Source organism: Nocardioides aromaticivorans (assembly GCF_013408525.1).
In the GTDB taxonomy this organism is placed as follows: Bacteria; Actinomycetota; Actinomycetes; order Propionibacteriales; family Nocardioidaceae; genus Nocardioides; species Nocardioides aromaticivorans.
Genome location: NZ_JACBZM010000001.1, coordinates 4,815,906 through 4,841,999, shown reverse-complemented (window position 1 = coordinate 4,841,999; position 26,094 = coordinate 4,815,906). Strand labels below are relative to the sequence as shown.

At 71.6% G+C, this 26,094-nt stretch carries 26 protein-coding genes; 13 read left to right on the top strand and 13 right to left on the bottom strand.

Going from position 1 to position 26,094, the window contains the following annotated elements:
• Nucleotides 1-5 precede the first annotated feature (5 nt).
• Both BJ993_RS23265 and BJ993_RS23260 read right to left on the bottom strand, forming a co-directional pair.
• Entirely contained in the window at nt 6-1,097 is a 1,092-nt protein-coding gene (locus tag BJ993_RS23265; RefSeq protein WP_179651559.1) for a COG1470 family protein, read from the bottom strand.
• 28 nt (nt 1,098-1,125) lie between these two features.
• Nucleotides 1,126-1,578 (bottom strand): hypothetical protein, encoded by a 453-nt coding sequence (locus BJ993_RS23260; RefSeq protein ID WP_179651557.1) that lies wholly within the window; start codon nt 1,576-1,578, stop codon nt 1,126-1,128.
• 195 nt (nt 1,579-1,773) lie between these two features.
• Here BJ993_RS23260 and BJ993_RS23255 point away from each other — a divergent pair, with 195 nt between their 5' ends.
• Nucleotides 1,774-2,979, top strand: a complete 1,206-nt coding sequence (locus BJ993_RS23255) for a kynureninase (RefSeq protein ID WP_308645691.1) — start codon at nt 1,774-1,776, stop codon at nt 2,977-2,979.
• Nucleotides 2,980-3,093: 114 nt separating this feature from the next.
• A complete protein-coding gene (locus BJ993_RS23250) occupies nt 3,094-7,386 on the top strand; it encodes an Ig-like domain-containing protein (protein ID WP_179651555.1) in 4,293 nt (1,430 codons plus the stop codon).
• A gap of 67 nt (nt 7,387-7,453) precedes the next feature.
• Here the strand turns inward: BJ993_RS23250 and BJ993_RS23245 are convergent, their stop codons facing one another.
• From BJ993_RS23245 to BJ993_RS23235, 3 genes are all read right to left on the bottom strand, one after another.
• Nucleotides 7,454-7,663 (bottom strand): hypothetical protein, encoded by a 210-nt coding sequence (locus BJ993_RS23245; protein ID WP_036545074.1) that lies wholly within the window; start codon nt 7,661-7,663, stop codon nt 7,454-7,456.
• A gap of 132 nt (nt 7,664-7,795) precedes the next feature.
• Nucleotides 7,796-8,935 (bottom strand): beta propeller repeat protein, encoded by a 1,140-nt coding sequence (locus tag BJ993_RS23240; protein ID WP_179651553.1) that lies wholly within the window; start codon nt 8,933-8,935, stop codon nt 7,796-7,798.
• Nucleotides 8,932-9,423: a SigE family RNA polymerase sigma factor gene (locus BJ993_RS23235; RefSeq protein ID WP_308645690.1), complete on the bottom strand. Its 492-nt coding sequence runs from the start codon at nt 9,421-9,423 to the stop codon at nt 8,932-8,934. The genes BJ993_RS23240 and BJ993_RS23235 overlap by 4 nt, the downstream gene beginning before the upstream one ends.
• 107 nt (nt 9,424-9,530) lie before the next feature.
• Between BJ993_RS23235 and rpe the strand changes: the two genes are divergently transcribed.
• Nucleotides 9,531-10,196 carry a ribulose-phosphate 3-epimerase gene (gene rpe, locus BJ993_RS23230; protein ID WP_179651550.1) on the top strand — a complete coding sequence of 222 codons (666 nt, stop codon included), beginning with the start codon at nt 9,531-9,533 and terminating at the stop codon, nt 10,194-10,196.
• On the opposite strand, the gene BJ993_RS23225 is transcribed toward rpe, so the two are convergent.
• Complete coding sequence (locus tag BJ993_RS23225) at nt 10,193-10,816, bottom strand: hypothetical protein (protein ID WP_179651548.1); 624 nt, start codon at nt 10,814-10,816, stop codon at nt 10,193-10,195. The genes rpe and BJ993_RS23225 overlap by 4 nt on opposite strands.
• Before the next feature lie 23 nt (nt 10,817-10,839).
• Between BJ993_RS23225 and BJ993_RS23220 the strand changes: the two genes are divergently transcribed.
• The gene (locus BJ993_RS23220; protein ID WP_179651546.1) at nt 10,840-11,349 is read left to right on the top strand and encodes an MOSC domain-containing protein; all 510 of its coding nucleotides are present in this window, start codon (nt 10,840-10,842) and stop codon (nt 11,347-11,349) included.
• Here BJ993_RS23220 and BJ993_RS23215 read toward each other — a convergent pair.
• The gene (locus tag BJ993_RS23215; protein WP_179651544.1) at nt 11,321-11,761 is read right to left on the bottom strand and encodes an OsmC family peroxiredoxin; all 441 of its coding nucleotides are present in this window, start codon (nt 11,759-11,761) and stop codon (nt 11,321-11,323) included. The two genes, BJ993_RS23220 and BJ993_RS23215, sit on opposite strands and share 29 nt — an antisense overlap.
• A gap of 78 nt (nt 11,762-11,839) precedes the next feature.
• Between BJ993_RS23215 and BJ993_RS23210 the strand changes: the two genes are divergently transcribed.
• Nucleotides 11,840-12,277: a MarR family winged helix-turn-helix transcriptional regulator gene (locus tag BJ993_RS23210; RefSeq protein ID WP_179651542.1), complete on the top strand. Its 438-nt coding sequence runs from the start codon at nt 11,840-11,842 to the stop codon at nt 12,275-12,277.
• 10 nt (nt 12,278-12,287) lie between these two features.
• Here BJ993_RS23210 and chsH3 read toward each other — a convergent pair whose 3' ends face one another.
• On the bottom strand, nt 12,288-13,169 hold the full coding sequence (gene chsH3, locus BJ993_RS23205) for an enoyl-CoA hydratase ChsH3 (protein WP_179651540.1): 882 nt from the start codon (nt 13,167-13,169) through the stop codon (nt 12,288-12,290).
• Complete coding sequence (kstD, locus tag BJ993_RS23200; protein ID WP_179651538.1) at nt 13,169-14,866, bottom strand: 3-oxosteroid 1-dehydrogenase; 1,698 nt, start codon at nt 14,864-14,866, stop codon at nt 13,169-13,171. The genes chsH3 and kstD overlap by 1 nt, the downstream gene beginning before the upstream one ends.
• Nucleotides 14,867-14,899: 33 nt before the next feature.
• Between kstD and BJ993_RS23195 the strand changes: the two genes are divergently transcribed.
• From BJ993_RS23195 to BJ993_RS23180, 4 genes are all read left to right on the top strand, one after another.
• Nucleotides 14,900-15,703: a 2-keto-4-pentenoate hydratase gene (locus BJ993_RS23195; RefSeq protein ID WP_207005889.1), complete on the top strand. Its 804-nt coding sequence runs from the start codon at nt 14,900-14,902 to the stop codon at nt 15,701-15,703.
• A gap of 3 nt (nt 15,704-15,706) precedes the next feature.
• Nucleotides 15,707-16,612, top strand: a complete 906-nt coding sequence (locus BJ993_RS23190) for an acetaldehyde dehydrogenase (acetylating) (RefSeq protein ID WP_036545085.1) — start codon at nt 15,707-15,709, stop codon at nt 16,610-16,612.
• Between the two features lie 2 nt (nt 16,613-16,614).
• Nucleotides 16,615-17,703, top strand: coding sequence for a 4-hydroxy-2-oxovalerate aldolase (gene dmpG, locus BJ993_RS23185; RefSeq protein ID WP_179651536.1), 1,089 nt, complete (start codon nt 16,615-16,617; stop codon nt 17,701-17,703).
• A gap of 72 nt (nt 17,704-17,775) precedes the next feature.
• Entirely contained in the window at nt 17,776-19,395 is a 1,620-nt protein-coding gene (locus tag BJ993_RS23180) for a DUF2339 domain-containing protein (RefSeq protein WP_179651534.1), read from the top strand.
• Here the strand turns inward: BJ993_RS23180 and BJ993_RS23175 are convergent.
• Nucleotides 19,388-19,699 carry a hypothetical protein gene (locus tag BJ993_RS23175; protein WP_179651532.1) on the bottom strand — a complete coding sequence of 104 codons (312 nt, stop codon included), beginning with the start codon at nt 19,697-19,699 and terminating at the stop codon, nt 19,388-19,390. The genes BJ993_RS23180 and BJ993_RS23175 overlap by 8 nt on opposite strands.
• A gap of 122 nt (nt 19,700-19,821) precedes the next feature.
• On the opposite strand from BJ993_RS23175, the gene BJ993_RS23170 reads away from it, so the two are divergent.
• The 3 genes from BJ993_RS23170 to BJ993_RS23160 all read left to right on the top strand — a co-directional run bounded on the left by BJ993_RS23170 (nt 19,822) and on the right by BJ993_RS23160 (nt 21,852).
• Nucleotides 19,822-19,998 carry a hypothetical protein gene (locus BJ993_RS23170; RefSeq protein WP_179651530.1) on the top strand — a complete coding sequence of 59 codons (177 nt, stop codon included), beginning with the start codon at nt 19,822-19,824 and terminating at the stop codon, nt 19,996-19,998.
• Nucleotides 19,995-20,390, top strand: a complete 396-nt coding sequence (locus tag BJ993_RS23165) for a hypothetical protein (RefSeq protein ID WP_179651528.1) — start codon at nt 19,995-19,997, stop codon at nt 20,388-20,390. The genes BJ993_RS23170 and BJ993_RS23165 overlap by 4 nt, the downstream gene beginning before the upstream one ends.
• A gap of 100 nt (nt 20,391-20,490) precedes the next feature.
• A complete protein-coding gene (locus tag BJ993_RS23160) occupies nt 20,491-21,852 on the top strand; it encodes an FAD-binding oxidoreductase (protein WP_179651526.1) in 1,362 nt (453 codons plus the stop codon).
• Nucleotides 21,853-21,900: 48 nt separating this feature from the next.
• Here the strand turns inward: BJ993_RS23160 and BJ993_RS23155 are convergent, their stop codons facing one another.
• Both BJ993_RS23155 and BJ993_RS23150 read right to left on the bottom strand, forming a co-directional pair.
• Nucleotides 21,901-23,142: an HNH endonuclease signature motif containing protein gene (locus tag BJ993_RS23155; protein WP_179651524.1), complete on the bottom strand. Its 1,242-nt coding sequence runs from the start codon at nt 23,140-23,142 to the stop codon at nt 21,901-21,903.
• A 367-nt stretch (nt 23,143-23,509) separates the two neighbouring features.
• On the bottom strand, nt 23,510-24,508 hold the full coding sequence (locus BJ993_RS23150) for a hypothetical protein (protein ID WP_179651522.1): 999 nt from the start codon (nt 24,506-24,508) through the stop codon (nt 23,510-23,512).
• Between the two features lie 73 nt (nt 24,509-24,581).
• Between BJ993_RS23150 and BJ993_RS26695 the strand changes: the two genes are divergently transcribed.
• On the top strand, nt 24,582-25,517 hold the full coding sequence (locus BJ993_RS26695; protein ID WP_179651520.1) for a methylenetetrahydrofolate reductase: 936 nt from the start codon (nt 24,582-24,584) through the stop codon (nt 25,515-25,517).
• On the opposite strand, the gene BJ993_RS23140 is transcribed toward BJ993_RS26695, so the two are convergent.
• A complete protein-coding gene (locus BJ993_RS23140; protein ID WP_179651518.1) occupies nt 25,498-26,061 on the bottom strand; it encodes a maltokinase N-terminal cap-like domain-containing protein in 564 nt (187 codons plus the stop codon). The two genes, BJ993_RS26695 and BJ993_RS23140, sit on opposite strands and share 20 nt — an antisense overlap.
• Nucleotides 26,062-26,094: the final 33 nt, after the last annotated feature.

Below are 26,094 nucleotides of genomic sequence, written 5' to 3'. Positions count from 1 at the left end.
CGTCCTCACGCCCCGTTCCCGGCGCCGGTGTAGGCGAGTTGGACGACGGCGCCCTTGCAGGCGTCCTGGTTGGTCGGGAGGTTCAGCATCCGCACGGACGGCCACTGTGCGCGTGGGACCCCGAGCGACGACAGCGAGCGCGTGCTGTTCGCCGGGATGGTCAGCGGGAAGGGGCCCGCGTAGCCGGCGACCGCGTAGTTCGCCGTCGTACAGCCGGGCTTGTCGGTCGAGGTGAGGTCGACGCCGAGCGCGGTAACCGTCATCGGCGTACCGAACGGGTTCGTCAGCCGGAGGTCGATCGCGGCGGGCTCGCTCCCGGGGGCCAGGACCCGGTCGGGCGTGCCGGTGATCGGGAAGTCGGCGTAGGTCTGCGGCACCACGACCAGGTAGGCCGACGCGGTGGCGGACGCGAGCAGCGCCTGTCCCTTGACGGTGACCAGGTAGGTCCCGGGGACGACATTGGTCGCGGTGCTGATCCTGACCGTCGCCGTGTTGCCCAGCAAGGAGAGCGACGGCGAGACGGTGGCGGTCGCGAACTGCGGCACGCCGGTGACGCTGAGCGAGATCGGTCCGGCGAGCAGGCCGCGGTTGACCGTCAGCGTGTACGACGTCGACTGGCCGTCCACCACCGTCGCCGCCGGCGGCGAGAGGACCATGGTGAACCCGGTCGCGAGCGTGACGTTGAGCTGGAAGGTCACCGATGCCGACTGGCCGGCACTGGTCGCGGTGATCCTCACGAGGTGGCTGCCGACGGGCGTCGACGCGCTGGTCTGGATCGCGACCACGGCAGGCAGGCCGTTGACCATCGGGTTGGGCAGGATGGTGGCGCTCGCGCCCGCCGGGACCCCGCTCACGCTGAGGTGCACGGGGCCGAGCACGGACCCGGGCTGGCTGACCGTCACGGCCACGACGGCCTGCGAGCCGACGGTGATGCCGACCGACGTGCGGTCGACGCTGATGCCGAGGCCGACCCCCACGGTGGTGGCGGTGGGCTGCACGGCACTGGCGCCGAGCGACATGGCGAGGAGGGCGGCGAGCGCCAGCACCAGCAGACGGACGCGTCCGCGGTACCCGCCCATCGGGATCCTCCCGGCCATGTCGACCCAGCTCCTCGCGTCGTCCGCGTCAGCTCGCGGCGACCTCGAGGTTCACCGTGACGTTCTTGCAGGCGTCCTGGTTGGCGGCCCGGTTGACCATCGTGATCTCGAAGGTGCCGTCGACGGTGCCTCCGGCGGCGACGTCGCCGTACGTGATCGTGGTGGCGCTGACGTCGAAGTCAGCGTCGGTGCAGCCGCTGTTCGACGTGTCGACCACGGAGGCGACGGTGTCCTGCAGCGCCTGCACGCCGGTGTTGTTGTTCTTCACGTGGAACGTGACGGTCTCGCCCGGACCGCCGGGGGTGAGGCCGCCGAGGTCGGTGCTGTCGATCGTGACCTCCCACGCGACGGAGTCGCCCGTGGTGACCGAGCCGGTGCCGGTGCCGTCACTGGTCCAGTACGCGAACGCGACACCGCCGGTGACGACGGCGGCGGTCACGCCCCCGATGACGGCAGCCTTCTTCTTGGTCATGCGGAGCATGTCGATGCCTTTCTCTCTGAGCTGCCGATGAGGGGCTCGGCGTCCCTGGCTCCCGAGAAGGCTCTGGACGGTCCCCGGAACCGTCCATGTCGCACGGCTGAACGTGACGGCCGTGGCGGTCGTTACGCGGGCGATGGGCAAATATCGCTCGACCAGCGGAAGTGAGGACACCTCTCCGGGGAGTAGGTTCTGCGCGTGACCCTCGATGCCGCGGCACTCGACGCCGCCGACCCGCTCGTCGCCCACCGGGACCGCTTCGTGGGCGCCGCCTCGCCGCTGGTCTACCTCGACGGCAACTCCCTCGGGCGCCCGCTGCGCGCGACGGAGGACCGGATCGCGCGCTTCGTCGCCGAGGAGTGGGGCGGGCGGCTCATCCGGGGCTGGGACGAGCGGTGGTTCGAGCTGCCCCTGACCCTCGGCGACCGGCTGGCCGCAGCGACGCTCGGCGCCGCGCCCGGCCAGACCGCCATCGGCGACTCGACCACCGTGCTGCTCTACAAGCTGGTCCGCGCCGCCGTCGCGGCGCGCCCCGGCCGGCGCGAGGTCGTCATCGACGTCGACAACTTCCCGACCGACCGGTACGTCGTCGAGGGCGTCGCGAAGGAGTGCGGCCTGACGATCCGGTGGCTCGACGTCGAGGCCGACAGGGGAGTGACGCCCGAGGCGCTGGCGCCCGCCCTCAACGACGACACGGCGCTGGTCGTGGTGAGCCACGTGGCCTACAAGTCGGGCTTCATGGCCGATGTCGCCGAGCTGACCCGGCTCACCCACGAGGCGGGAGCCTGGATCCTCGTCGACCTGTGCCACTCCAGCGGCGCCGTGCCGGTCGAGCTCGACGCCTGGCAGGTCGACCTCGCCGTGGGCTGCACCTACAAGTACCTCAACGGCGGGCCGGGCTCGCCTGCGTTCGGGTACGTCGCGCAGCGCCACCTCGACGCGGACGCCTTCCACCAGCCGGTGCAGGGCTGGATGGGCGCGGCCGACCCGTTCGCGATGGGCCCGGCCTACACGCCCGCGCCGGGGATCCGCCGCCTGATCAGCGGTACGCCGCCGGTGCTCGGGATGCTCGCGCTGGAGGACATGGTGGGCCTGCTGGAGGAGGTCGGCATCGAGGCGGTGCGGGCGAAGTCGGTCGCCCTGACGTCGTACACGCTGGAGCTGGTGGACCGCGACCTGCCCGAGGTGGAGGTGGTCTCGCCGCGCGACGCAGCGGAGCGCGGCGGGCACGTCACCCTCCAGCACCCGCGGATGCGCGAGGTGACCGCGGCGCTGTGGGAGCGCGACGTGCTGCCGGACTTCCGCAACCCGGACGGCCTGCGGATCGGGCTGTCGCCGCTGTCGACCTCGTTCACCGAGGTGGCGCAGGGGATCGCGGCGATCGGCGAGACCCTGCGGAATTGAAGAGGCTTTACCAGTCTGAAATGCCTCGCGCATCTAGGTGATACTTCAACTACCTAGCCTCATCGGGCCCGGGTCACCCCCCCACCGGGCATCCCGAGATCGATGAGGTTGCGCATGAGAATCACCCGTGCACGCAGGGCCCTTCTGCCCCTGGTGCTCACGCTCTCCGTCCTGTCGGTGCCCCTGGTGGCCGGCACGGCGTCCCCCGCCCGGGCGGCTGACGGCACACCCGACTACTCCGCCCTGCCCGACCCGACGGCCCGCGGCGGCTACACCCCCAGCACCATCCAGGAGGCCAAGCTCGGGCTGGTCGACCTGCAGGAGCCCAACTCGAGCGGCGCGGCACCGGGCACGGGACAGGCCCAGTCCGCCGAGCAGCTGGAGATCCGCGGTGCGCTGTACTACCCGGCGGACCGCGCCGAGCCGAGCCCGGTCCTGATCCTGGTCCACGGCAACCACGGCTCGTGCGACGCCGGCCAGGATGCCGCGAACGCCAGCTGCGCGGCCTTCAAGCGCAACGAGGCGGGCTACGCCTATCTCGGGGAGAACCTCGCGACGTGGGGCTACACGACCTTCTCGGTGTCGCAGGACCAGCTGATGATGCGCCAGGACAACAACAAGGGCAAGGGCATGCACCAGCGCCGGCTGCTCATCGCCGCTGCGCTCGACGCCCTGTCGGAGGCGAACGCGGACGGGCTCGCGGACGACGCCCACACGACGATCGGCGACACCCTCAAGGGCAAGCTCGACATGACGCGCATCGGCCTGATGGGCCACTCCCGTGGTGGTGACGCGGTCACGAGCTTCATCGACTACAACCGGACGCGGACCGACGGACCGCGCTACCCGCTGCGGGGCGTCATCTCGCTGGCACCGGTCGACTACGAGCGCAAGGCGCCGTACGGCATGCCGTACATGTCGATCCTGCCGTTCTGCGACGGCGACGTGTCCAACCTGCAGGGAGCCCGCTTCTACGAGCGCAGCCAGTACATCAACCCCGGCGACCCGTTCCCGCGCATCCAGTCGAGCCAGCTCGGCGCCATCCACAACTGGTACAACACGGTCTGGTACGCCGACGGCGGCGCCGACGGCCAGGGCAACAACGACGCCGCCTGCGGCAACTCGGCACCGTTCGCGAGCACCAACGTCCACCCGCACAACCTGCGGCTGTCGGGTGCGGCGAACCCGCAGGCGATCGTGACCCGTCCCGGGACCACCAACGGCAGCCACGACACGGTCAAGACGGACAACTACGTCATCGACAACGACGACACCTTCAACCCCCTGGTCAACACCAAGATCTCCGGCGACCCCGCGCGGATGGGCGACCAGGAGAAGATCGGGCTCGCGACCATGGCGGCGTTCTTCCGCCGCTACGTCGGTGGTGAGGGCGCGTTCGAGCCCTACATGACGGGTGAGCTGTCGGCCACGGCCTCGCACCGGCAGATCCCGGCCAGCGCGTGCCCGACCTCGGAGTCGGCGACCAGGATCGACTGCGGCGAGTACGTCTCGACGAGCTACTTCGCCGCTCCCGACGAGCGCGTCGACATCATCCGCCCGGAGATCACCAACCCGCTCGGGCAGAACGCGCTCGGCGCACCGCTGACCGGGACCGGCTTCGCCGAGTACGACTGGTGCAACCCGGAGCCCGACGACTTCGCTCCCGCCCAGCTCGGCAAGACCACCCAGCCCACCGGGGCGAAGGCGTGCCCGCTGCCGGCCAAGGCGGCGCTCGGTGGCCAGAACGGCACCCGTGAGAACGCGCCGGTCAACCACTCCTACGGCCGCCAGCTCGCGCTGGCGTGGGAGGCCGGCAAGAAGGCGCGGCTCACGGCCGTCATCCCGGCCGCCGACGCCGATGTCAGCGGGCTGAAGGCGCTCGCCATGGGCGCCGACGTCAACTTCTTCGACCTGCGCAACCCCGGGGCGGACAACCGCGGGGACAACACGAAGGTCGGGGCGGAGTGGCCGAACGAGCTGCCCACGTCGTACGACCCCACGTCCACCAGCCAGGACTTCGTCATCGCGCTGACGGACCGGACGGGTCATGAGGGCACGGTGCACGCGGGAGACCCGAAGTGGGGCAACGCGCTCCACATGTCGACGGGCACCAACACGCCCAACACGCACATCGTGCTCGACCAGATCCGGGTGCCGCTGACCGAGTTCGCCGACCAGGGGGTCGACCTGACCCAGGTGGCCGAGGTGGAGCTCCGTTTCGGTGAGGCGGACACCCCGTCCTCCGGCTCCATCCAGCTCGCCGACGTCCGCTTCCAGGAGAAGGACGGTGCTCCGCAGGTCCTCTCGGACGGCGCGGACAAGGCGGACGGTGCCGGGCACGGCGCCCCCGGATCGGGTCCGGACCCGGCGACCTACCTCGAGGCGTACGACGTCTCGAAGGGCAACCTCGCGCTGGTCGACACCGTCGGCCAGCGGGGCGCCAACACCGTGTGGACCGTCGACGACGACAAGGCGCAGTGCCCCGACGCGCAGTTCTCCTCGATCCAGAAGGCCGTCGACTTCGCCGCGCCGTGGGACACCATCGCGGTCTGTGCCGGCGTCTACGAGGAGTCGTCCACGCCGGTCGCCCACGCGAGCAACCCGGTCGCCCTCGAGGCGACGAACGGCCTGACCATCACCAAGCCGCTGAAGATCAAGGGTGCGGGAGCCGACAAGGTCACCATCAAGCCGAAGCCGTCGGTCGACGACCTCGCGGGCCTGGTCCCGTACCTCCGCGACGGCGGCGGCAACGTGATCACCGTGTCGCGCCAGTCCCTCGGATCCACCGACACCAACGAGATGTTCGTCGACATCTCGGGCGTGACGGTCACCTCGGGCGACACCTGGGCCGAAGCCGGCATCGCCTTCTTCGGGGCCGCCGGTCGCGTCAACGACTCGGTCGTCGGGCCCCTGCGGACGGCGACCAGCGCCGGCGAGCTGGCCGAGCACCCGCACGGCTACGGCATCGTGAAGACGAGCCTCATCCTGGGGGCCGGCAAGGGCACGGTCGAGAACGAGGTCACCGTGACCGACTCGGTCGTGACCGGCTACCAGTCCGGCGGCATCCTGTTCGACGGAGGCCGTGGCAAGGACGGCGCCGCCGACAACGCCGTCCGCACCGGCACCCGGCAGCACGGCTACGTGGTGCGCACGGTGGTCAAGGGCCGCAAGAGCTCGGTGTTACCGCAGACGGGCGTCGAGTTCACCAACGGGGTCGACGGGCTGGTCAAGGACAGCCGCATCACCACCAACTGGTTCGCGCCCGACCCGGCACGCTCCAGCGGGCTGCTGCTGACCGACGCAGGAGTCGAGGGCGGCCAGCTGACCGCGTCCGGCAACGCGATCACCGGCAACGGCATCACGGTGGCCAATGTCGTCGCCGACGGCAGCGCCGTGCGGACCGACGCGCCGTTCACCATCTCCGGCAGCTACCTCGGGACGGCCGCTCCGGCGACCTCGGGCGTCGGCGACCCGGCGACCGGCGTCGAGGCCGTCACCGGGAGCGGCTCGGTGGTGGTGTCACAACGCGCGACCTCGGTCCCCGCCGGTGTGCCGAGCACGGTCGGTGCGATCGTCGACGACGCCCCCGAGGGGCGGGTGGTCGAGCCGACCGGCGCAACGGAGCTGACCGTCGGTCAGCCCGTCACGCCGATCGTGCGGGCGAGCGACGACCTCGCGGTGGCGGCGGTGACCCTGCTCGCCGACGACGTCGAGGTGGCCACGTCGCAGCACGCGCCGTACACCTTCACCTTCACGCCCACCGGCGAGATGGCGGGGGAGGACGTCACCTTCAAGGCCCGGATCACCGACGCCGCCGGCAACGTGACGACGTCGGAGGCCGTCACGGCACCGGTGGTCGCCGCGCCGCCCGGGACCCTCGTGCCGGCGACACCGACGATCACGGGCACCGCCCGCGTCGGCGTGAAGCTGACGGCGGTGGCGGGCACCTGGGGTCCGGAGCCGGTGACGCTCGCCTACCAGTGGCTCCGGTCCGGTGCTCCGATCGCGGGAGCGACCAAGGCGACGTACACCGCCGTCGCCGCGGACCGGGGGAGGACGCTGTCCGTGGCGGTCACCGGCACGAAGGACGGGTTCACCACGCTGACCGTGCCGAGCGCACCGACGGGCAGTGTCGCGGCCGGAGTCCTGACGACGGCCCTGCCCCGGATCACGGGCACCGCCAGGGTCGGGCGCACCCTCCAGGTCGCGGTCGGTGCCTGGGGGCCGGCGCCGGTGACGACGAGGATCCAGTGGTTGCGCAACGGCAAGGTGATCCGTGGTGCGACCCGTGCCGGGTACCGGTTGGTCAGGGCCGACCGCGGCAAGCGCATCACTGTGCGCGTGACCGGCTCCAAGGCCGGCTACACCACGCTCACGCGGACGAGCACGGCGAAGGTGATCCGTTGACGGGCTGATCGGGTGCGTCGCCGGGCCGGGGGAGAGTCACCGACTCTCTCCCGGCCCATCCGGCTGGTCAGGCGCTGAGCGGCGGGTGCATCGCCTCGCGCAGCTCACGGGCCTGCTTGTGCAGGATCACGGCGGCGAAGCCGTTGCCGCAGGCCTCCTCGCGGTCCGCCTCGACGTCCCACGCGTCGGCGAGCCGGTTCGCCACCGCGCGCGGGTCGGACGCGTCGTCGCCGGTCGCCATGGACCGCTTGCGCGCCTCGCTGTTCATCATGGCCATGGGACGGCCTCCCCCCGGGGAACTCCTTCGGCTCCCTGTCTCCATGATCGACCGGCGGAGGTTGGTCCGGAGTTGTCCTGAGCGAATTGATCCGGGGGCCGCGGTGCCGTCCGGTGTCGGGCGCGGCCCGGGTCAGCGGACCGGCCGCCAGGTCCTCCCGCCGTCGAGGGACTCCTGGAAGGCACCGAAAGCCGCGAGCCACAGGTGGTCGCCGATCGCGGCGAGACCGCGCGTGACCTCGTCCGGGGGAAGGTAGGTCGTGATCGCCTGCTCGCCGTCGGCCGTGATCAACCGTTCGTCGTCGCGGAGGCGGAGCATCAGTCGGTCGTCGTCGATGGCTGCGTAGCCGTCGTTGGCCGCGGTGGCCACGGCCCGGAAGGGTTCGAAGCCGGCCTGCTCGGGGCGCCACCGCGAGATGTGGACCTTGCCGTCGTCCTCGGTGCACCCGACGAACAGCGCACCCGTCGAGGACACGGCGCCGCCGTTGCACGGCTGGGGGAGTGTCGACCAGGTCTCGCCCAGGTCGCGGGTCACCGCGAGGTCGGTGCTGTCGACCTCGGCGTGGAGTGCCGGCACCAGCACGAAGGCGTCGCCCACCGCGACGACCGCACTCGGGTCGACGTCGTCGCTGACCGCGACGGGCGTGAGCTCGTCGCTCCCCGGCGAGACGAACCAGGCCTCGTCGGTGGAGTCCTGGAACACCATCGCGCCGTCGTCGTTGACGGCCAGGGTCCTCTGGTCCTCCTGCTCGCCGCCGCGGAGCGGGGGAAGGTCCAAGGTCGTCCAGGTGCGGGCGCCGTCGTGGCTCGCCCAGATCGAGCCACCGCTCGCACCCTCCACCCAGGCGTCGGTCCCGTTGGACGCGACCTGGAGCCTGAGCACCTCCCAGGTGGGGATCTCGCCCAGCTCGATCCAGCGCTCGTCGCGGCGGTAGACCCTCGAGCAGTCGCACTCGAGGTCGGTCACCAGCGCGAACAGACGGTCACCGGCCACGGCGAGTGACGCCGGGGCGTCCGGCACGCCGCCGAGGCCTTCGGTGTTGCCGTCGCTCACGTGGTTGGTCGGCCGACGCTCGTCGTCGCCGCTCGAGCCGATGCCCACGGCGACGGCGCCCGCCAGGGCGAGGGCCGCGGCAGCGGTGCCCGCGACGGCCAGGCGGGTCTGGCGGCGTCGTCGGACGCCGGCCCGGACGCCATCCGCGAAGCGGGCGGTGTCGACGTCGACCTCCGCGGCGAACGCCCCGCGCAGGGCGTCCTCGAGTGCGTTGCTCATCGTGCCTCCTGCCGGTCGTCGTACGTCGGGAGCTGGCGTCGCAGCGCGAGCATCGCCCGGTTGGCCTGGCTCTTCACCGTGCCGACCGAGCAGCCCAGCACCTCGGCGGTCTGCACCTCGGTGAGGTCCTCGTAGTAGCGCAGGGCGACGACCGCCCGTTGGCGTGCCGGCAGCGCCCGAACTGCGGCGAGCAGCTCGTGATCGGCGGGTCGGTCGTGGACGGCGGTGTCGTCGAGCGCCTCGAGGGGACGCTCACGTCGTACCTTGCGCCACACGGAGATGCTGCGGTTGACCATCGCCCGTCGGACGAACGCCTCGGGCTCGTCCAATCTCCTCCAGCGCACGAGAGCCCGCTCCAGCGCATCCTGCACGAGGTCGGCTCCGCGCTGCTCGTCCCCGGTGAGCGCCCGGCCGAGCCGCAATAGGTGCGGCAGGCGGGCCGCGACGAAGGCGTCGAACGCGGCGTCGTCCCGGTCTGTCGCGACCACCGTGGCACCTCCCTCGATCAGCTCCATGTCCCGGTGACGCGTGAGCCGTGGAAATGGTTGTACGCGATTTTCCGGACGCCCGGGCGCGCTCCCTAGACTGACCGTCCGTGGGCCACATCCAGATCACGCCGTCGATCCTCAACTCCGACTTCGCCCGGCTCGGCGAGGAGGTCGCCCGGATCCCCGGCGCCGACTGGGTGCACGTCGACGTCATGGACAACCACTTCGTGCCGAACCTGACCTTCGGGCCGACGATGGTCGAGGCGCTGGCCCGGGTCAGCCCGGTGCCGCTCGACGCGCACCTGATGATCGAGGACGCCGACCGCAACGCCCCGGCCTACGTCGAGGCGGGGTGCGGCTCCGTGACCTTCCACGTGGAGGCCGCGAAGGCCCCGGTGCGGCTGGCTCGCGAGATCCGCGCCGCCGGCGCGCGGGCGTCGATGGCGCTCAAGCCGGCCACGCCGATCGAGCCTTACGAGGACCTGCTGCCCGAGCTCGACATGGTGCTGATCATGACCGTGGAGCCGGGCTTCGGCGGCCAGAAGTTCCTCGACATGTGCCTGCCGAAGATCCGTCGTACCCGCGCGCTGATGGAGAAGCACGGCGTCGAGACCTGGCTCCAGGTCGACGGCGGGGTCTCCCTCGAGACCATCGAGCGCTGCGCCGAGGCGGGAGCCGACGTGTTCGTCGCCGGCTCGGCGGTCTACTCCGCCGACGACCCGGACGCGATGGTCGCCGCGTTGCGGGCGAAGGCCGAGGACGCCCGCGCCTAGGCCTCCAGCTCGAGGCGTACGTCGGGGCGGTGGGCCTGCAGCCAGTCCCGGACCTGCCCGGCACGGTCCATGGTGGTGGGCCCGAGGATCATCGCGAGTGCCCCCTCGGCAGCGCTGATCCCGAGAGCCGCCGCCTTGACGGCCTCGTACGGCGACCCGCCGGTCAGCTGGATCGCGCTGTCGTCGACGGCGACGAAGCGCAGGACCGGGGCGTCGTGCTCCTCGCGGAAGTACGGCGGCCCGAGCCGGTGCACCCGGAGCTCGACCCGTGCGACGTCGGCCCACGCGAGCGCTGCCCAGCCGCCCTCGTCGGTCAGCGAGCCCGTCATCATGCCGACCCCGGTCTGGTCGAGGCGCAGCACGAGGTCGGTGCGCAGCAGCCCGCGCCGGTTCCGGAGGCGGCGCGCTCCCCAGACGACCGCCATCGCGCCGACGACGATGACGAGGGCGCCGTTGAGCTGCTCCGGGGTGTCGAGGTCCTGGGTGGCGACGGCGACGACTCCCGCGCCGGCGAGCAGGACGCCGGCGGCGACGGCGCCGGCCGCGGCCGCGATCACCCCACGTGAGCCGGGAGCCGGCGTCCGGCGGATCTCCAGCGGTGCGGTCCCCGAGGTGTCCATGGCCCGCAGCCTAGGGTTGCGCCATGGATCCGCGTGACGAAACGCCCGTCGCAACATCGACGGTCGAGGCGATCCACGTCGCCAAGGCGTCCCGGCTGCCGATGCAGCCGAAGGACGTCGTCGAGGTCGAGGCGGGCAAGGGCATCGTGGGGGACCGCTACCACGGCACCCGGCACCGGCACGTGACCGTGCAGAGCCGGGAGACGCTCGACGAGGCGGCGCGGGTGTTCGGCCGCGCGGTGCCCTCGGAGCTGACCCGCCGCAACCTGACGATCGCTGCGGGCGTCGTACCCCGGGACCCGGGGGCGCGGATCCGGGTGGGGGACGTGCTGCTGGAGGCGGTCCGGGTGGCGGCGCCGTGCAAGCTGCTCGACGACACGATCGGCGCCGGAGCGCAGGAAGCGCTCCGGCGCCGGGCCGGGACCGTGTTCCGGGTGCTCGAGGGCGGGACGATCCGCGTCGGCGACCCGGTGGACCTCGCGGTGGAGCGGGCCGTGGGGGAGGTCAGCTCTCCAGCGCCGCGTCCAGCGTGATCGGGACCGCGGTCAGCGCCTTGCTGACCGGGCAGCCGACCTTCGCCGCTCCGGCGGCGGCCTGGAAGCCGTCCTCGTCGAGGCCCTCGACCTCGGCGCGCACGGTGAGCTTGATCGCGGTCAGCTGGAAGCCGCCGGCCGGGTCCGGGCCGAGTGTGACGTCGGCCGAGACGTCGAGCGCGATGGGGTTGCCGCCGGCCTTGGCGATCTCGTTGGACAGCGACATCGCGTAGCAGGCCGAGTGGGCGGCCCCGATGAGCTCCTCCGGGCTGGTGGTGCCGTCGGCGTCGTCCGCGGCACGCTTCGGGAAGGACACCTCGAAGGTGCCGGCGCCCGACGAGGTCAGCTCGACCTGGCCGGTGCCGTCCTGCAGGCCGCCGTTCCAGGCAGTGCGTCCGGTGCGAGTGGGCATGGGGTGGTTCCTCTCGGTTGGGGATGACGATCAGTTGTGTAGTGCACAAGATAGTCGTCTACGAGGTATATTCCAACCATGAGGAATTCAGCCCTCGCCACCCCGGTCCTCGACGACCTGATCTGCTTCGACCTGTACGCCGCCTCGCGCCAGGTGACCGCGGCCTACCGGCCGATCCTCGGCGAGCTCGGCCTGACCTATCCGCAGTACCTCGTGCTCGTCGTCCTCGGCGCGCGCGACGAGATGCTGATCAAGGACGTCGGCCGGGAGCTGCGGCTCGACCACGCGACGTTGTCGCCGCTGCTGCGCCGGCTCGAGCGCGACGGCCTCCTGACCCGCCGCCGCAGCGCGGACGACGAGCGCGCCGTCGTCGTCGCCCTGACCGACGAGGGCCGGGCCGTGCACGCGCGCTTCGGCGAGGTCCACTGCCGGATCGCGGAGGCGCTCGGCATCACCGCCGAGCAGGCGGACCAGCTGCGCAGCCTCCTGCGCGGGCTGACCGCCCAGCTCGACTGAGGGTCCGGCCTCAGGCCGGCGTCAGCACGCAGTCCGCGAGGACGGGGGAGCCGTCCCGCTCGCCGCCCTCGATGGCCGCGGACCCGATGATCGCGTCGTCCGTGCGCCAGCCGGAGACCCGGATGGTCTCGCCGGGGAACACCACGCCGGAGAAGCGGCCGGTGAACCCACCGACCTTCGAGGCGTCGCCGCCCAGGATGCCGTCGGTGAGCTCGCGCAGCACGATGCCCCACGAGCACAGCCCGTGCAGGATCGGGGCGGGGAAGCCGGCGGCCTTCGCGAAGTCCGGGTCGGCGTGCAGCGGGTTGCGGTCGCCGCAGAGCCGGTAGAGCAGCGCCTGCTGCGGCGTCACCGTGTACGACGACACGTGGTCCGGCTCGCGCTCGGGCACCTCGACGGAGGTGGCCGTGCCCCGGTCGCCGCCCCAGCCGCCCTCGCCCTTGACGAAGATCGACGAGCGCACCCGCCACAGCTCCTCGCCGGTGGCGTCGGACGTGGCGACGCCCTCCTGCCAGATGACGGCGGCCTTGACCTTGTCCCAGATGTCGGTGAGCGTGGTGCGGATCGTCGCGGTGCCCGACGTCGGCAGCGGGCCCGACACGGAGATGGACTGGGCGCCGTGGACGACCTGGGCGAGGTTGATGTCGCAGCCGGGCAGGTCGAGCGGCGGCGGGTCGGTCTCGTGGAAGGTCGGCGCGACGACGCCGAAGGACGGCAGCACCTGCAGGGCCGCGTCGTCGAGCGTGTACCGCAGGGCGTCCGCGGAGAGGTTGTCGCCCGCGCGGGCGCCCGCGCCGATGCCGAGGTGGTAGAGCAGGACGTCGGACTCGGTCCAGCTGAAGGTGCGGGCGCCGAGGTCGGCGCCGATCGCGACGGACGGGTCGATGGGCATCAGTCGGTTCCTTCGGTGTTCGCGACGTCCTGGTTGGCGTTGACCTGGTTGGCGATGTCCTCGGCGGCGAGGTAGCCGAAGACGAGGGCGGGGCCGATCGTGCCGCCCGGGCCGGGGTAGGTGTTGCCCATCACGGCCGACGACACGTTGCCGGCGGCGTACAGGCCCTCGATGACGGTGCCGTCCTCGCGCAGGACGCGGGCGCGCTCGTCGGTGACGAGGCCGCCCTTCGTGCCGAGGTCGCCAGCGACGATCTTGACCGCGTAGAACGGGCCCTTCTCGATCGGTGCGAGCGAGCAGTTCGGCTTGACGGTCGGGTCGGAGTAGTACTTGTCGTAGGCGCTCTCGCCGCGGTGGAAGTCCTCGTCGACGCCGGAGCGGGCGAAGCCGTTGAACCGCTCGACGGTCACGTCGAGGGAGCCCTCGGGCAGGCCCAGCTTGTCGGCGAGCTCGGCCAGCGAGTCGGCGCGCGTGACCACGCCCTCCTTGTACCAGCGCCCCGGGAAGGGCTGGCGGCCGGCGAGGCCGGCGAAGAGGTAGCGGTTGCGGTAGGTCTGGTCGAACACGAGGTACGACGGCACGTGGCTCACGCCGGTGGCCTCGCCCTTGTACATCTCGTGGGTCGCCTCGACGTACGGCAGCGCCTCGTTCATGTACCGCTTGCCGGCGGCGTTGACCATGATCGAGCCGGGCAGGTTGCGCTCGGCGAGGCAGAACCACGCGCGTCCCGGGAGCGGGATCGTGGGGCCCCACCAGGCGTCGTCGAGCAGGTCGGTGGCCGCGCCGGCCGCCGTCCCGGCCAGGAGGCCGCCGCCCGTGTTGGAGACGGCGCCCGTCGACCACTCGGTCGAGGTGGGCTGGGGGAGGAACTTCTCGCGCAGCTCCTGGCTGTGCTCGAAGCCGCCGGAGCCGAGGATCACGCCGCGGCTCGCGCGGATCTCGCGACGCTCACCGTCCCGCTCCACGACGACGCCGACCACGCGGCCGTCCTCGACGAGCAGGTCCTGCAGCGAGGTCTCGTACTCGACGGGGACACCGGCGTCCCGCAGGCCCTGGCGCAGGCCGATCGCGATCGCGTTGCCCATCGCGAACATCTTCTTGCCGAGCAGGAGCGAAAGGACCCGCTTGAGCATCACGCGGATCATCGTGAGCGGGCCCTTGATGGTGCGCAGGCCGAGGCTGATCTTGCGGTAGTCGCGCTGCATCACGATCAGGTTGGCCGGGGCCTTCGTGTACGGCGGGTGCAGGCGCTCCAGCTCCTCGCCGAGGAAGCGTGCGTCCATGGGCACCGGCTCGACGCTGCGACCGCGCGCGCGGCCGCCGGGCTGCTCGGGCAGGTAGTCGGCGTACTCGGGAACCCAGGTGAACGTGAGCGGGGTGTTGTCGCGGATGAAGTCCATGACCTCGGGGCCGCGGTCGATGTAGGTGTCGCGGCGGACCTTCGGGACGACGTCTCCGACGATCGAGTCGAGATAGGTCTTGGCCTTGTCCCGGTCACCGGGATCGTCTTGTCCTGCGGCCTTGAGGGCGTAGTTACTGGGGATCCAGACGCCGCCGCCGGAGCGGGCGGTGGAGCCGCCGAAGTACTTGCTCTTCTCGACCAGCACGGTGTCGAGGCCCTTGCGGGAGGCGGCGAGGGCGGCGGCCATGCCGGCGCCACCGGCGCCGACGACCACGACGTCGTAGGACTCCTTCATGCGAAAAACTGTAACAGGTTCTAGTATGTCCGTGTGACCCCACCAGACGCGATCTCGGCCGCCGTCGAGCGCCTTGCGACGGCCCAGGCGACCCGCGTGCCGTGCGCCGCCGTGCGTGACCTGATCGGCACCGACGACCTCCCGGCAGCCTATGCCGTCCAGCAGGGCCTCGTGCAGGCCCGGATCGCCGGGGGAGTGAGGGTCGTGGGCCGCAAGATCGGTGCCACGTCCGAGGCCGTGCAGAAGCAGCTCGGCGTCGACCAGCCGGACTTCGGCTACCTGCTCTCCGACATGGACGTGAGCGACGGTGTGGACGGCACGCCGATCTCGATGCGCACGCTCGTCCAGCCGCGGGTCGAGGCCGAGGTCGCGTTCGTGCTGGCCCGCGACATCGACGTACCGGAGGAGGAGATCACCCTCGAGCTGGTCCGCGGGGCCGTCGACGTCGCCCTGCCGGCGCTCGAGATCGTCGACTCCCGCATCGAGAGCTGGGACATCGGCTTCACCGACACCGTCGCCGACAACGCCTCCAGCGGCCTGTTCGTCGTCGGCCGCGACGGACTCCCGCTGAGCGGGATCGAGCCCCGTGACGTCGTCATGTCCCTCACCATCAACGGCGAGGAGCGCTCGTCCGGCAACGGTGCGGCGTGCCTCGGTGACCCGCTCGAGGCCCTGCGCTGGCTGGCCGTCCAGGCCGCCCGGTTCGGTGACCCGCTGCGGGCGGGCCACCTGATCCTGTCCGGGGCCCTCGGCCCCTTCGTGCCGTTCGCCCCGGGTGACCGGGTCACGGCGTCCATCAGCGGGTTCGCGCCCCTGACCGTCTCGTTCGAGGAGTAAGACGTGAGTGGAAAGAAGCTGACGGCCGCGATCGTCGGCCCCGGCAACATCGGCACGGACCTGCTCTACAAGCTGCTCCGGAGCGACGTGATCGAGCCGCGGTGGATGATCGGCGTCGACCCGGCGTCCGAGGGCCTCCGCCTCGCCGCCGACAAGGGCCTCGTCGCCAGCCACGAGGGCGTCGACTGGCTGCTCAAGCAGGACGAGCTCCCGGACCTGCTCTTCGAGGCCACCTCGGCCTACGTCCACCGCGAGTACGCGCCCCGGTACGCCGAGGCCGGCATCCGCGCCATCGACCTGACCCCGGCCGCGGTCGGCCCCGCCGTCATCCCGCCGGTCAACGGCGAGGAGCACGTGGGCGCGCTCAACGTCAACATGATCACCTGCGGCGGCCAGGCCACGATCCCGATGGTCAACGCGGTCTCGCGGGTCACCCCGGTGCCGTACGCCGAGATCGTCGCCTCCGTCTCCTCCGCGTCGGCCGGCCCGGGCACCCGGGCCAACATCGACGAGTTCACCCGGACCACCTCGGCCGGCGTCGAGAGCATCGGTGGCGCCGAGAAGGGCAAGGCGATCATCATCCTCAACCCGGCCGAGCCGCCGATGATCATGCGCGACACGATCTTCTGCGCGGTCGACCCGGACGCCGACACCGACGCGATCGCGGAGTCCGTGCACCGGATGGAGAAGGCCGTCCAGGAGTACGTCCCCGGCTACCGGCTGCTGCAGGAGCCGCAGTTCGACGGCCCGTCCGACTTCACGCGGGGCATGCGCCGGGTCTCCATCTTCGTCGAGGTGGAGGGTGCAGGCGACTTCCTTCCGCCGTACGCCGGCAACCTCGACATCATGACGGCCGCCGCCACCCAGGTCGGCCAGAACATCGCCCGCTCGATCCTGGGAGCCAACTGACCATGACCGACATCAACGCACTCGCCCGCACCTGGTCGGGGATCCACGGCGACGAGCCGTTCGGCAAGCTCGACCTGCGCCTGACCGACACCTGCCTGCGCGACGGCTCGCACCACAAGCGGCACCAGTTCACCGGCCAGGAGGTCGAGGACATCGTGCGCGCGCTCGACGAGTCAGGCGTCCCGGTCATCGAGGTCACCCACGGCGACGGGCTGGGCGGCTCCTCGTTCAACTACGGCTTCTCCCGCACCCCGGAGCAGGAGCTGATCAGGATCGCGGCCGAGACGGCCAAGCGGGCCAAGATCGCCTTCCTGATGCTGCCGGGCCTCGGCACCAAGGACGACATCCGCGCCGCGCAGGACAACGGCGGCCAGATCTGCCGGGTGGCGACGCACTGCACCGAGGCCGACGTCTCGATCCAGCACTTCGGCCTCGCGCGCGAGCTCGGCCTGGAGACCGTCGGCTTCCTGATGATGAGCCACACGCAGTCGCCCGAGGTGCTGGCGAAGCAGGCGCGGATCATGGTCGACGCCGGCTGCCAGTGCGTCTACGTCGTCGACTCCGCCGGCGCGCTGATCATGGAGCAGACCGCGGACCGGGTCGCGGCCGTCGTCGCCGAGATCGGCGGCCAGGCCGATGTCGGCTTCCACGGCCACGAGAACCTCGGCCTCGGTGTCTCCAACACCGTCATCGCCGCCCGCGCGGGCGCCACCCAGATCGACGGCTCGGTCCGCCGCTTCGGCGCCGGCGCCGGCAACACGCCCCTCGAGGCGTTCGTCGGCGTGTGCGACAAGCTCGGGTGGACCACCGGTGTCGACTTCCTGAAGATCGTCGACGCGTCCGAGGACGTCATCAAGCCGGCCATGCCGGAGGAGTGCCAGCTCGACCGGATGACCCTGATGATGGGGTACGCCGGCGTCTACTCCTCGTTCCTCAAGCACGCGGGCAACGCCGCCGAGCGCTACGGCGTCTCGGGCGCGCAGATCCTGCTGGAGGCCGGCAAGCGCAAGCTGATCGGTGGCCAGGAGGACCAGCTCATCGACATCGCGCTGCAGCTCCGCGCCGCCCAGGAGGCACCTGTCACCGTGTGACCTTCGCGCCAGTCGGGCGCCCCATCGGGGCGCCTGACGGTGCGGTCACGGTGGGCCGCCTATCCTCGCGTGGTGCTGCGTCGTGCTCCCCAGGTCCTCCTCGGCCTGCTCCTGCTGCTGCTCGTCGGCTTCGTCCTGACCCAGGCGGACGTCCACGGTCGCACCTTCGACGAGCCGCTGCAGAACGACTACGGGCACCGCGTCCTCGACTGGTACCTCAGCCTCGGCAGCGACCGCAGCTTCCTCGACTACCCCGAGAAGACACAGCTCCCGCAGCACGGACCCTTCTTCGAGACCGTCGTCGCCGCGTTCCAGTCGGGTGCGGGGCGGCTGTTCGACGCCGACCCGTGGACGGTCCGGTCGCTGGTCTGCGGCCTCACCGGCGTCCTCGGCGTCGCTCTCATGGCGCTGTGCGCCCTCGAGATCGCCCGTGGCTCGCGGCGGATCAGCGAGCAGGGCGCGTGGTGGTTCGCCCTCACCGCCGCCCTCGCGCTCGCGCTCTACCCCCGCTGGACCGGCGCGATCCTCACCAACTCCAAGGACACCACGCTCGCGGTCGCGATGCTCGCCGTCCTGTGGCTGACGATCCGCCTGGCGCGACGGTGGGAGGAGGAGCCCGACCGGTTGCCGTGGCGCAGCCTGGCGGTCCTGGGGGTCGTGTTCGGCATGGCCGTCTCGATCCGGGTGATCGCGCTGCTGTGGGTCCCGGTCGTCGGGGTCCTCGCCCTGGCGTGGTGGCTGCTCCACGGCCGTGACGCGGCGGGTCTGCGCCGGGTGGCCGCCGGTGCGGGTGTGGTCGGGCTGGCGTCGTACCTCACCATCCTGGCGGTCTGGCCCTATGTCTTCCTGAACCCGGTCGGTGGCCTGCCCACCGCGATCGCGTCGATGTCGAAGTACCCCTGGGACGACCCGATCCTCTACAAGGGCGAGATGGTCGAGGCGATGATGCTGCCACGCGACTACGTCCCGACCTGGCTGTGGCAGGGATCGCCGTGGCTCTCGGTGCTGCTGGCCCTCGCCGGCACGGCGCTGGCCCTCGTCGACCTGGTACGACGCCGCGGCACCGCCTCCGACATCGCCCTGCTCGGTGCGTTCCTCTTCCCGGTGCTCGCGCTGATCGCGCTCGACCCGACGCTCTACAACGCCCTGCGCCACTTCCTCTTCGTGGTCCCGCCGATGCTGCTGCTGGCGGCGTACGCGCTGGTCGTGGGCGTCGGCTGGCTGCTGCGCGAGGGCGCATCGGTGCGCTGGCGGCCGTGGGCGGCCGGCGTCGCCGTGCTCGTGGCGGTCGCCGCGCAGGTGCAGGTGCTCGTCGGCGTGGCCCGGATCTACCCGTACGAGTACATGTACTTCAACGCCGCGACCGGCGGCTTCGAGAAGCAGCACACGCAGTTCGAGACCGACTACTGGGCCGCCTGCACGCGCGACGCGATGCTGTGGCTCGACGACCACTGGCGCGACTACACCTCGAAGAAGAAGGCCACCGTCCAGAACCGCTGGGGCGTCGACGGCCAGCTCGAGCAGTACCGCTCGAAGCAGCTGGAGGTCCTCCCCGAGGGCAAGCCCGACTTCGGCATCTACACACTGATGAACTGGCGCCGCGACCCGTGGCCGAAGTTCGACAGCGTCAAGCAGTTCGAGGTCGACGGGGTGGTGCTGTGCGAGGTGCAGGTCAACCCGGACCTCACCTGACGCCGGCGGGGGCGCGTCCGGTGCGCCTCCGAACGGCCCGGACGACCTCGGCGACGACGATCGCGACCACGCCGGCGGTGAAGGCACACAGCGCCCAGAAGATGCCGCCGAAGGCCGCCATGTCGCACTCGCCGTCCTCCGGCCCGCTGCACTCGGTCGCCTCGAACTGCGCGACCCCGGCGACGAAGGCGACGATCACGAGCAGGGTGAGCCCGAACAGGTAGAGCGGGACCCGGTCCGCGGCCGCGAGCCCCCGGCCGGCCTCGGGTGCCGAGGCCGCCCCGTGCATGTCGTCCGAGCTCATCGCTTCCTCCTCGTTCAGGAGCCCCAGTGTCGCTGTCGCGCGTGGACCGCACCGGGAAACGGCCACATCGGCGTTCCGCGGATCTCCTGGCGAGGTCGACGTGGTCGAGGGACACTGGCCTGGTGATCCTGATGCTGGCCGCACTCGTCGTGGTGCTGGGCGTGCCGGCGGCGCTGACCTGGCAGGGGCAACGGCGCCGGGGGAGCGGGCGCGGTGTCGCCGCGGTGGCGGCCGTCTTCTTCCCGGTCGCCTGGACCGTCTGGTACGTCGCCGACGAGCGTCCGTACGGAGTGTCGTGACCGAGCCCGCGGCCGGGGTCACGACGGCCGACGTCGCCGGCCGCTGGTTCGCGATCGAGGTGGAGTACGAGCCGATCCGGCGGGGGAGGAAGGCAGGCTGGATCGCGGCGGGCGGAGCGCTCTACTTCGTGACGCTGGGCGTCTACATCCTGCCGCTCCGGCAGCGCTCCACTGTCCGCCTACTCCGGCGCTCCGACATGGGGACGGTCGCGACGTACGAGCACCGGCACGCCGCCGACCTCGACGGCGACCTGGTCTGGTTCCGCACCCACCTCGTCGAGGACCAGGTCTTCGACTTCTGCCGGCGCATCGGTGTGGCGACGGCGCACGTCGAGGGCGGCGGCCAGGACTTCGAGGACGAGGACCTCGTGCGACTGGTCGAACTGCGCTGATCCGCTCGTGGCAACCACCCGTCCGGGTCATTGCCACCGCTGGCGGGCGGGCGCAGCATGGAGCGTCAGACCTTTCTCGGGCCGTCCGAGGAGGCACCCCTTGACCGAGATCTCATCCAGCACCGTCCTGCGTCCGGGTGATCCCGGCTACGACGAGGCCCGGACCGTCTTCAACGGGCTGATCGACCGGTCCCCGGCCCGGATCGTGAAGTGCGCCTCTGCGCAGGAGGTCGCCGACGCGATCACGCAGGCGCTCGCGGACGGACTCGGCATCTCCGTGTACGGCGGCGGCCACGGCGTCACCGGCGCCGCCGTCATCGACGGCGGTGTCTGCGTTGACCTGCGGCCGCTCGCCCACGTGGTGGTCGATCCCGACGCCAGGACGGCGCGGGTCGGCGGCGGCGCCACCTGGGGGATGGTCGACGCGGCGACGCAGGAGCACGGCCTCGCCGTGACGGGTGGCCGCGTGTCCACGACGGGCGTCGGCGGGCTCTCGCTGGGCAGCGGCAGCGGCTGGCTCGAGCGCAAGCTCGGGTTCACGTGCGACAACCTGCTCGCGGCCGAGGTCGTCACCGCCTCCGGCGACATCGTGACCGCGTCGGAGAGCGAGAACCCGGACCTGTTCTGGGCGATCCGCGGCGGCGGAGGCAACTTCGGTGTCGTCACCGAGTTCACCTTCCGCCTGCACGAGGTGGGGCCGATCGTGTACGGCGGCATGCTGCTCTACCCGGGCTTCCAGGCCAGGGAGGTGCTGACCCATTGGCGGGACTTCATGCTGACCGCTCCCGACGAGGTCGGCTCCGGCGTCGCGCTGATCACCGCCCCGCCCGAGGAGTTCGTGCCCGAGCCCGCCCGCGGACAGCCGGCCGTCGGCGTGCTGCTCCTCTACGCCGGCGACGTCGACGAGGGACGCGAGGTCCTCGCCCCGCTCACCGAGTTCGGCCCGCCCGCTGCCAACCTGGTCCAGCCGATGCCCTACGTCGCCGTCCAGCAGCTGCTCGACCCGCCGAACGTCAAGGGGATGCACAACTACTGGAGCGGCGACTTCCTAAGCTCCTTCCCGGACGAGGCGGTCGACACCTACCTCGCTCACGCGATGCCGCCCGTCTCGCCGTTGAGCCAGATCATCATCGTCGCGGGCGGCGGCGCGATCGCCCGCGTGGACGACGACGCGACCGCCTTCGGCAACCGCCAGTCCCCGTGGAACCTGCACTACCTGTCGATGTGGCCGCCCGACCACGCCCAGGACGAGACGAACATCGCCTTCACGCGCCGCCTCGCGGGATCGGTGAAGCCGTGGAGCACCGGGCACGCCTACCTCAACTTTATCGGCGACGAGGGCCTGCTGCGCGTCGAGGCGGCGTACGGCCGCGAGACCTACCAGCGGCTGCGTGAGCTGAAGAAGGCCTGGGACCCGACCAACGTGTTCCGGCACAACCAGAACATCCCGCCCGCGGAGTGACACACACCAGAACCCCCGCCAGGCAGCCACGACGGCACCGTCCTGTTGTCAGGCGACGGTGACCTTGCGTGTTCCGGTCTGGTCGACCAGGTAGTGGGCCCCGTGTGGGTCTCGCCAGATGACGATCCCGGGGAAGGGTTGTCGGACTTCCCAGCCGGCGTGGGTCTTGATGCGGTGGTGGGTCCTCGTCAACGGGCCGAGGTTGTCGGTCGAGGTGGTGCCGCCCTCGGCGTAGGGGATCTGGTGGTCCAGATCGACCTTGCGGGACAGGTTCGCCGCGAACGGGAACGTGTCGCCGGGGTGGATGAGGTGCACGGCCTCGCGGAGCCGGTGGGGGATTTCGTAGGCGTCGACGGATGCGCCTTGGTTGAGGTTGATGACGGGTTGGACCTTCACGCCGCTGGCGTAGTGGTCGACGAGGTGGCGGACGTAGGCGGTGGTGAGCGGGCCGTGGCCTTCCATCCGGGCGATGGCCGAGTCGGGGGTGCAGTGGAGCCGGATGAGGACCTTCGGCTTCACCGGCCCGACCGTCAGGTCGACGTGGGCCTCGGGGTTGGTCAGCAGTGCGAACGCCGCCAGGCGTCGTTCGGTCTTGGTGGCGTCGGGCATCTGGTCCTTCAGCCCGTCGGCGGTGGCGTCGATGCCCGCTTCGGAGCCGAGGATCACGGCGGCGTGGTCGCGGATGGTCATCGTCATGATGCCGTGCTTGTCGACGCGGGAGCGGCGGATGAAGGTGTCCTTCGCGGCCGCCTCCTCTTTGGCCCTCGCGAGCTCGGGAGAGGCTGCGGCGACCTTGCCCTCGACGACGGCTTCGAACCGGGACCAGGCCAACCTGCCGTCAGCGATCTCCACCACCTCGGCGTCGACCCAGGCGGCCTCGTCCGCAGTGAGTTCGCGGGTGGCGTCGGCGACATGACGAGCATGCGTGGAGCGCACCTGACCGGCTTTCACGCCGGCCCAGAGCTTCGGGAGGCGGTGGACGAGGTCGACCGCGTCGGCGATCAGTCGCTTCGCGCCGTAGGGGCTGGTCTGGATCCGGGCGCCGAAGGTCGCGGCGGCGTGCTCGGTGATCCGCGGCGTACCCACCGCACCAGCAGGCTTCGCCCGCTCGCGACCGCGCTTGTCCGTGGCCGGGAGCGCGTCGGGTGAGTGGAGGACTGCCCACTGGTAGGCGGCTTCGAGGATGTCGCGTTCGGCGTCGAGTCGGGCCGCGTGGCGCTGCTCGGCGAAGGACAGCACGGCGTCGGCGGACATGTCCGCGAGCTGGTGGTGTCGGTCCCGAGTGGCCATACGTGTATTGGATCACGGGGTGCCGACACAACCAGGTGGAGCGGAAAGTGCCTGTGCACAACGGCTCTGCAACGGGGCCTTGTGGACGACAGGTGGCGCAAGGAGTGACTCGACGAGGCCGCCGGACCGCACCCGACCGCCGGACCCAGCTACCCGCCCGCCGTCCTCGTCGCTGCGCTTGAAGACCCGACCGCCGACCAACCGCAGGGCACAGCGGGTGCACCGGAGCAAGGGGTCTCGTGACGGTCGCTGCGCGACCTCCTCGACCACCGGGTCGCTGCGCGACCTCCTCGACCACCGGTCGCTGCGCGACCTCCTCGACCACCGGAGTTCTGCGCGACCGACCGCGGTCGCCGTACGCCCCCCGTCAGTCCCGCGCTCCTGCCAACCGGTTGCGCCGGTCCTCCTCACGCTTGGAGTACGTCGCCGCCCGAATCGCCTCGTCGGACTCCAGGCCGCTGCCCAGCGCACCGCCGATGGTCGCCGCCGAGGCCACGAACCAGGACAGGACCAACAGGTCGCCGTGCTCGACGCCCCGTTCGAGGTAGCCGCCCATGACGTCGGGATCGAGCACGAAGAGCGCCCACAGCAGGTTCAGGACGAAGAGCGCGAGGTAGCAGATGACGGCGCCGACCGACAACGTCAGCAGGGTGGAGAGGTTGTAGAGCCGCGACCTCTCGCGCGCTTCGGCGGAGCCGTCCTCCGGGTGGTCCCAGAGCTCGCCGTCGATGACGAGCCAGCCGACCACCATCGCCAGCGAGACGGCCGTGGCCACGACCAACCGCCACCACGACAGCGAGTCGGCGAGGAGCCAGACGGTGGAGTTGATCGTCGCGATGGCGCCGGTCGTGAGGGCGGCGATCAACGCCGACTTCAGTCCGGGCACGACGAGCCAGGGCCGGTTGGCGAGCACCATGCCGAGCAGGAGTCGCCAGCGGCCACTGCGCGACGGCAGCGGCACCCGCTGGGGTTGGGTGGAGGAGCCGTCGAGCCCGTGGATCAGCTCCTGCAGGGCGCGCCGGCTGCGGCTGTGGACCCGCAGCCCCGCCAGTGCGGGCAGGGAGAGCAGTGCCGCCCGGTGGTCGTGGTCGGTCTCGACCAGGAGGTAGCGGCCTTCGTCGTCGCGCAGCGGGAGCTCGGTGATGCCGACGACGAGGTCCCAGCCGCGTGCGTCAGCGTGGTCGGTGAGCCTGCCGAGCGCGGTGCCGAGGTCCTCGCAGGCGAGTGTGAACGGTTCGCTGACCACCTCGACCTGCCAGTCCCGGCGCTGTGCCGCGTCGCGGCGCGACTCGTGGTCGCGGAACCGGCGGGCGACCACCGTGGGCTCGGCGGGATCGGCGACGAGCCCGACGCGGACGGAGGTCATCATGGCTGGGTACCCGAAGGCGGCGACCTGAGACCGGTACGGCGGCGCGCGGCCCGCTCGCTACCCTCGCGCCGTGGACCTCGCAACGCGCATCGCGGCCGGCCAGGGCGGCTTCGTCCTCTTCGCCCTCACGCCGCCGCGGCAGTCGACTCCGGCCGAACGGCTGCCGGAGATCGCGCGCGCCACCGTCGAGCGGCTCGACCACCTCGACCTCGACGGCCTGATCCTCTACGACATCGACGACGAGAGCTCCCGCAACCCGGCGGAGCGGCCGTTCCCGTTCAGCCCGACGGTCGACCCGTCGACGTACCGGGCGGAGCACTTCGGGTCGTGGCGGACGCCGGTCATCGTCTACCGCGCCGTGGGCAAGTACCAGCCCGAGGGCCTGCGCACGTGGATCGCCGAGCAGGACCCCCGCAGCACGTTGACCGTCATGGTCGGCGCCGCCTCCAGCGGAGCGACACCGCCGCTGTCCCTCGCCGACGCCCAGGCGCTGCGCGCCGAGGCCAACCCGGACCTGCTCCTCGGGGGAGTGGCGATCCCGGAGCGGCACCGTCGTCGCGAGAACGAGCACCTGCGGCTGATCGCCAAGCAGGAGGCGGGCTGCCGGTTCTTCGTCACCCAGGTCGTGTACGACGTCAACGCGGCCAAGAACCTCGTGTCCGACTACCGCTACGCCTGCGCGGAGCGCGGGACGGCCCCGGTGCCGATCGTGTTCACGTTCTCGGTGTGCGGGTCGATGAAGACCCTCGAGTTCCTGCGCTGGCTCGGCGTCGACGTCCCGCGGTGGATCGAGAACGACCTGCGTCACGCGACCAACCCGCTGCGGGCCTCGCTGGAGCAGTCGGCGGCGACCGCTGCCGAGCTCGTCGAGTTCTGCCGCCGCCTCGACGTCCCGTTCGGGCTCAACGTGGAGAGCGTCTCGATCCGGCGCGAGGAGATCGAGGCGTCGGTGGAGCTCGCCGCGAGACTGGGCGCGCAGCTGCGGGTCAGTCCAGACGCGCGATGACGGCCCGGCCGCCGTCCCAGGTCGCCAGCAGCGCGGGACCGGACGCGGCCTCCTCCGGCTCCCGCAGCACGTGGACGACGCCCGCCGGATCGCCCGCGTCCCCGGCCGTGCCCCCGGCCGTGCTTCCGGCCGCGTCGCCCGCCACCGCGCTCAACCGCACCGCCGGCTCGCGCGTGCCGACGAGCCGTCCGTCCTCCCACAGCTCCAGCACCGCCTGCGCCTGCTCGCCCAGGATCGCCCGGCGCACGCATGCGACCGCGACGGGGTCGGTCGCGCCGTCGTAGATCCAGCGCGGACCCAGCTCCGAGTGCTCCATCGTGCTCACGAGCCGGGCCCCGTCCTCGGCGAGGATCGCGCCGCGGTAGCTGAACAGCACGTGCTGCAGCAGGTCCTCGCGGCGCACGAGGAAGCCCTCGACGCCGACCTCGCCGTCGGGGTCGTCGAAGCGGTAGGCGCCGACGACCTCGACGGGCCCGTCGAGGACGGTCTCCAGCAGCTCCTGCTTGGTGGGGCGGATGGTCGCGGAGGAGTGGACGACAGCCATGTGTCCGACCCTAGCGACCAGGGACGGCCGCCC

What these genes read in the sequence shown, in the direction of transcription:
- BJ993_RS23265 (WP_179651559.1), bottom strand. Translation starts at nt 1,097, where the DNA reads ATGGCCGGGAGGATCCCGATGGGCGGGTACCGCGGACGCGTCCGTCTG.
- BJ993_RS23260 (WP_179651557.1), bottom strand. Translation starts at nt 1,578, where the DNA reads ATGCTCCGCATGACCAAGAAGAAGGCTGCCGTCATCGGGGGCGTGACC.
- BJ993_RS23250 (WP_179651555.1), top strand. Translation starts at nt 3,094, where the DNA reads ATGAGAATCACCCGTGCACGCAGGGCCCTTCTGCCCCTGGTGCTCACG.
- BJ993_RS23245 (WP_036545074.1), bottom strand. Translation starts at nt 7,663, where the DNA reads ATGGCCATGATGAACAGCGAGGCGCGCAAGCGGTCCATGGCGACCGGC.
- BJ993_RS23240 (WP_179651553.1), bottom strand. Translation starts at nt 8,935, where the DNA reads ATGAGCAACGCACTCGAGGACGCCCTGCGCGGGGCGTTCGCCGCGGAG.
- BJ993_RS23225 (WP_179651548.1), bottom strand. Translation starts at nt 10,816, where the DNA reads ATGGACACCTCGGGGACCGCACCGCTGGAGATCCGCCGGACGCCGGCT.
- BJ993_RS23220 (WP_179651546.1), top strand. Translation starts at nt 10,840, where the DNA reads ATGGATCCGCGTGACGAAACGCCCGTCGCAACATCGACGGTCGAGGCG.
- BJ993_RS23215 (WP_179651544.1), bottom strand. Translation starts at nt 11,761, where the DNA reads ATGCCCACTCGCACCGGACGCACTGCCTGGAACGGCGGCCTGCAGGAC.
- BJ993_RS23210 (WP_179651542.1), top strand. Translation starts at nt 11,840, where the DNA reads ATGAGGAATTCAGCCCTCGCCACCCCGGTCCTCGACGACCTGATCTGC.
- chsH3 (WP_179651540.1), bottom strand. Translation starts at nt 13,169, where the DNA reads ATGCCCATCGACCCGTCCGTCGCGATCGGCGCCGACCTCGGCGCCCGC.
- kstD (WP_179651538.1), bottom strand. Translation starts at nt 14,866, where the DNA reads ATGAAGGAGTCCTACGACGTCGTGGTCGTCGGCGCCGGTGGCGCCGGC.
- dmpG (WP_179651536.1), top strand. Translation starts at nt 16,615, where the DNA reads ATGACCGACATCAACGCACTCGCCCGCACCTGGTCGGGGATCCACGGC.
- BJ993_RS23175 (WP_179651532.1), bottom strand. Translation starts at nt 19,699, where the DNA reads ATGAGCTCGGACGACATGCACGGGGCGGCCTCGGCACCCGAGGCCGGC.
- BJ993_RS23155 (WP_179651524.1), bottom strand. Translation starts at nt 23,142, where the DNA reads ATGGCCACTCGGGACCGACACCACCAGCTCGCGGACATGTCCGCCGAC.
- BJ993_RS23150 (WP_179651522.1), bottom strand. Translation starts at nt 24,508, where the DNA reads ATGACCTCCGTCCGCGTCGGGCTCGTCGCCGATCCCGCCGAGCCCACG.
- BJ993_RS23140 (WP_179651518.1), bottom strand. Translation starts at nt 26,061, where the DNA reads ATGGCTGTCGTCCACTCCTCCGCGACCATCCGCCCCACCAAGCAGGAG.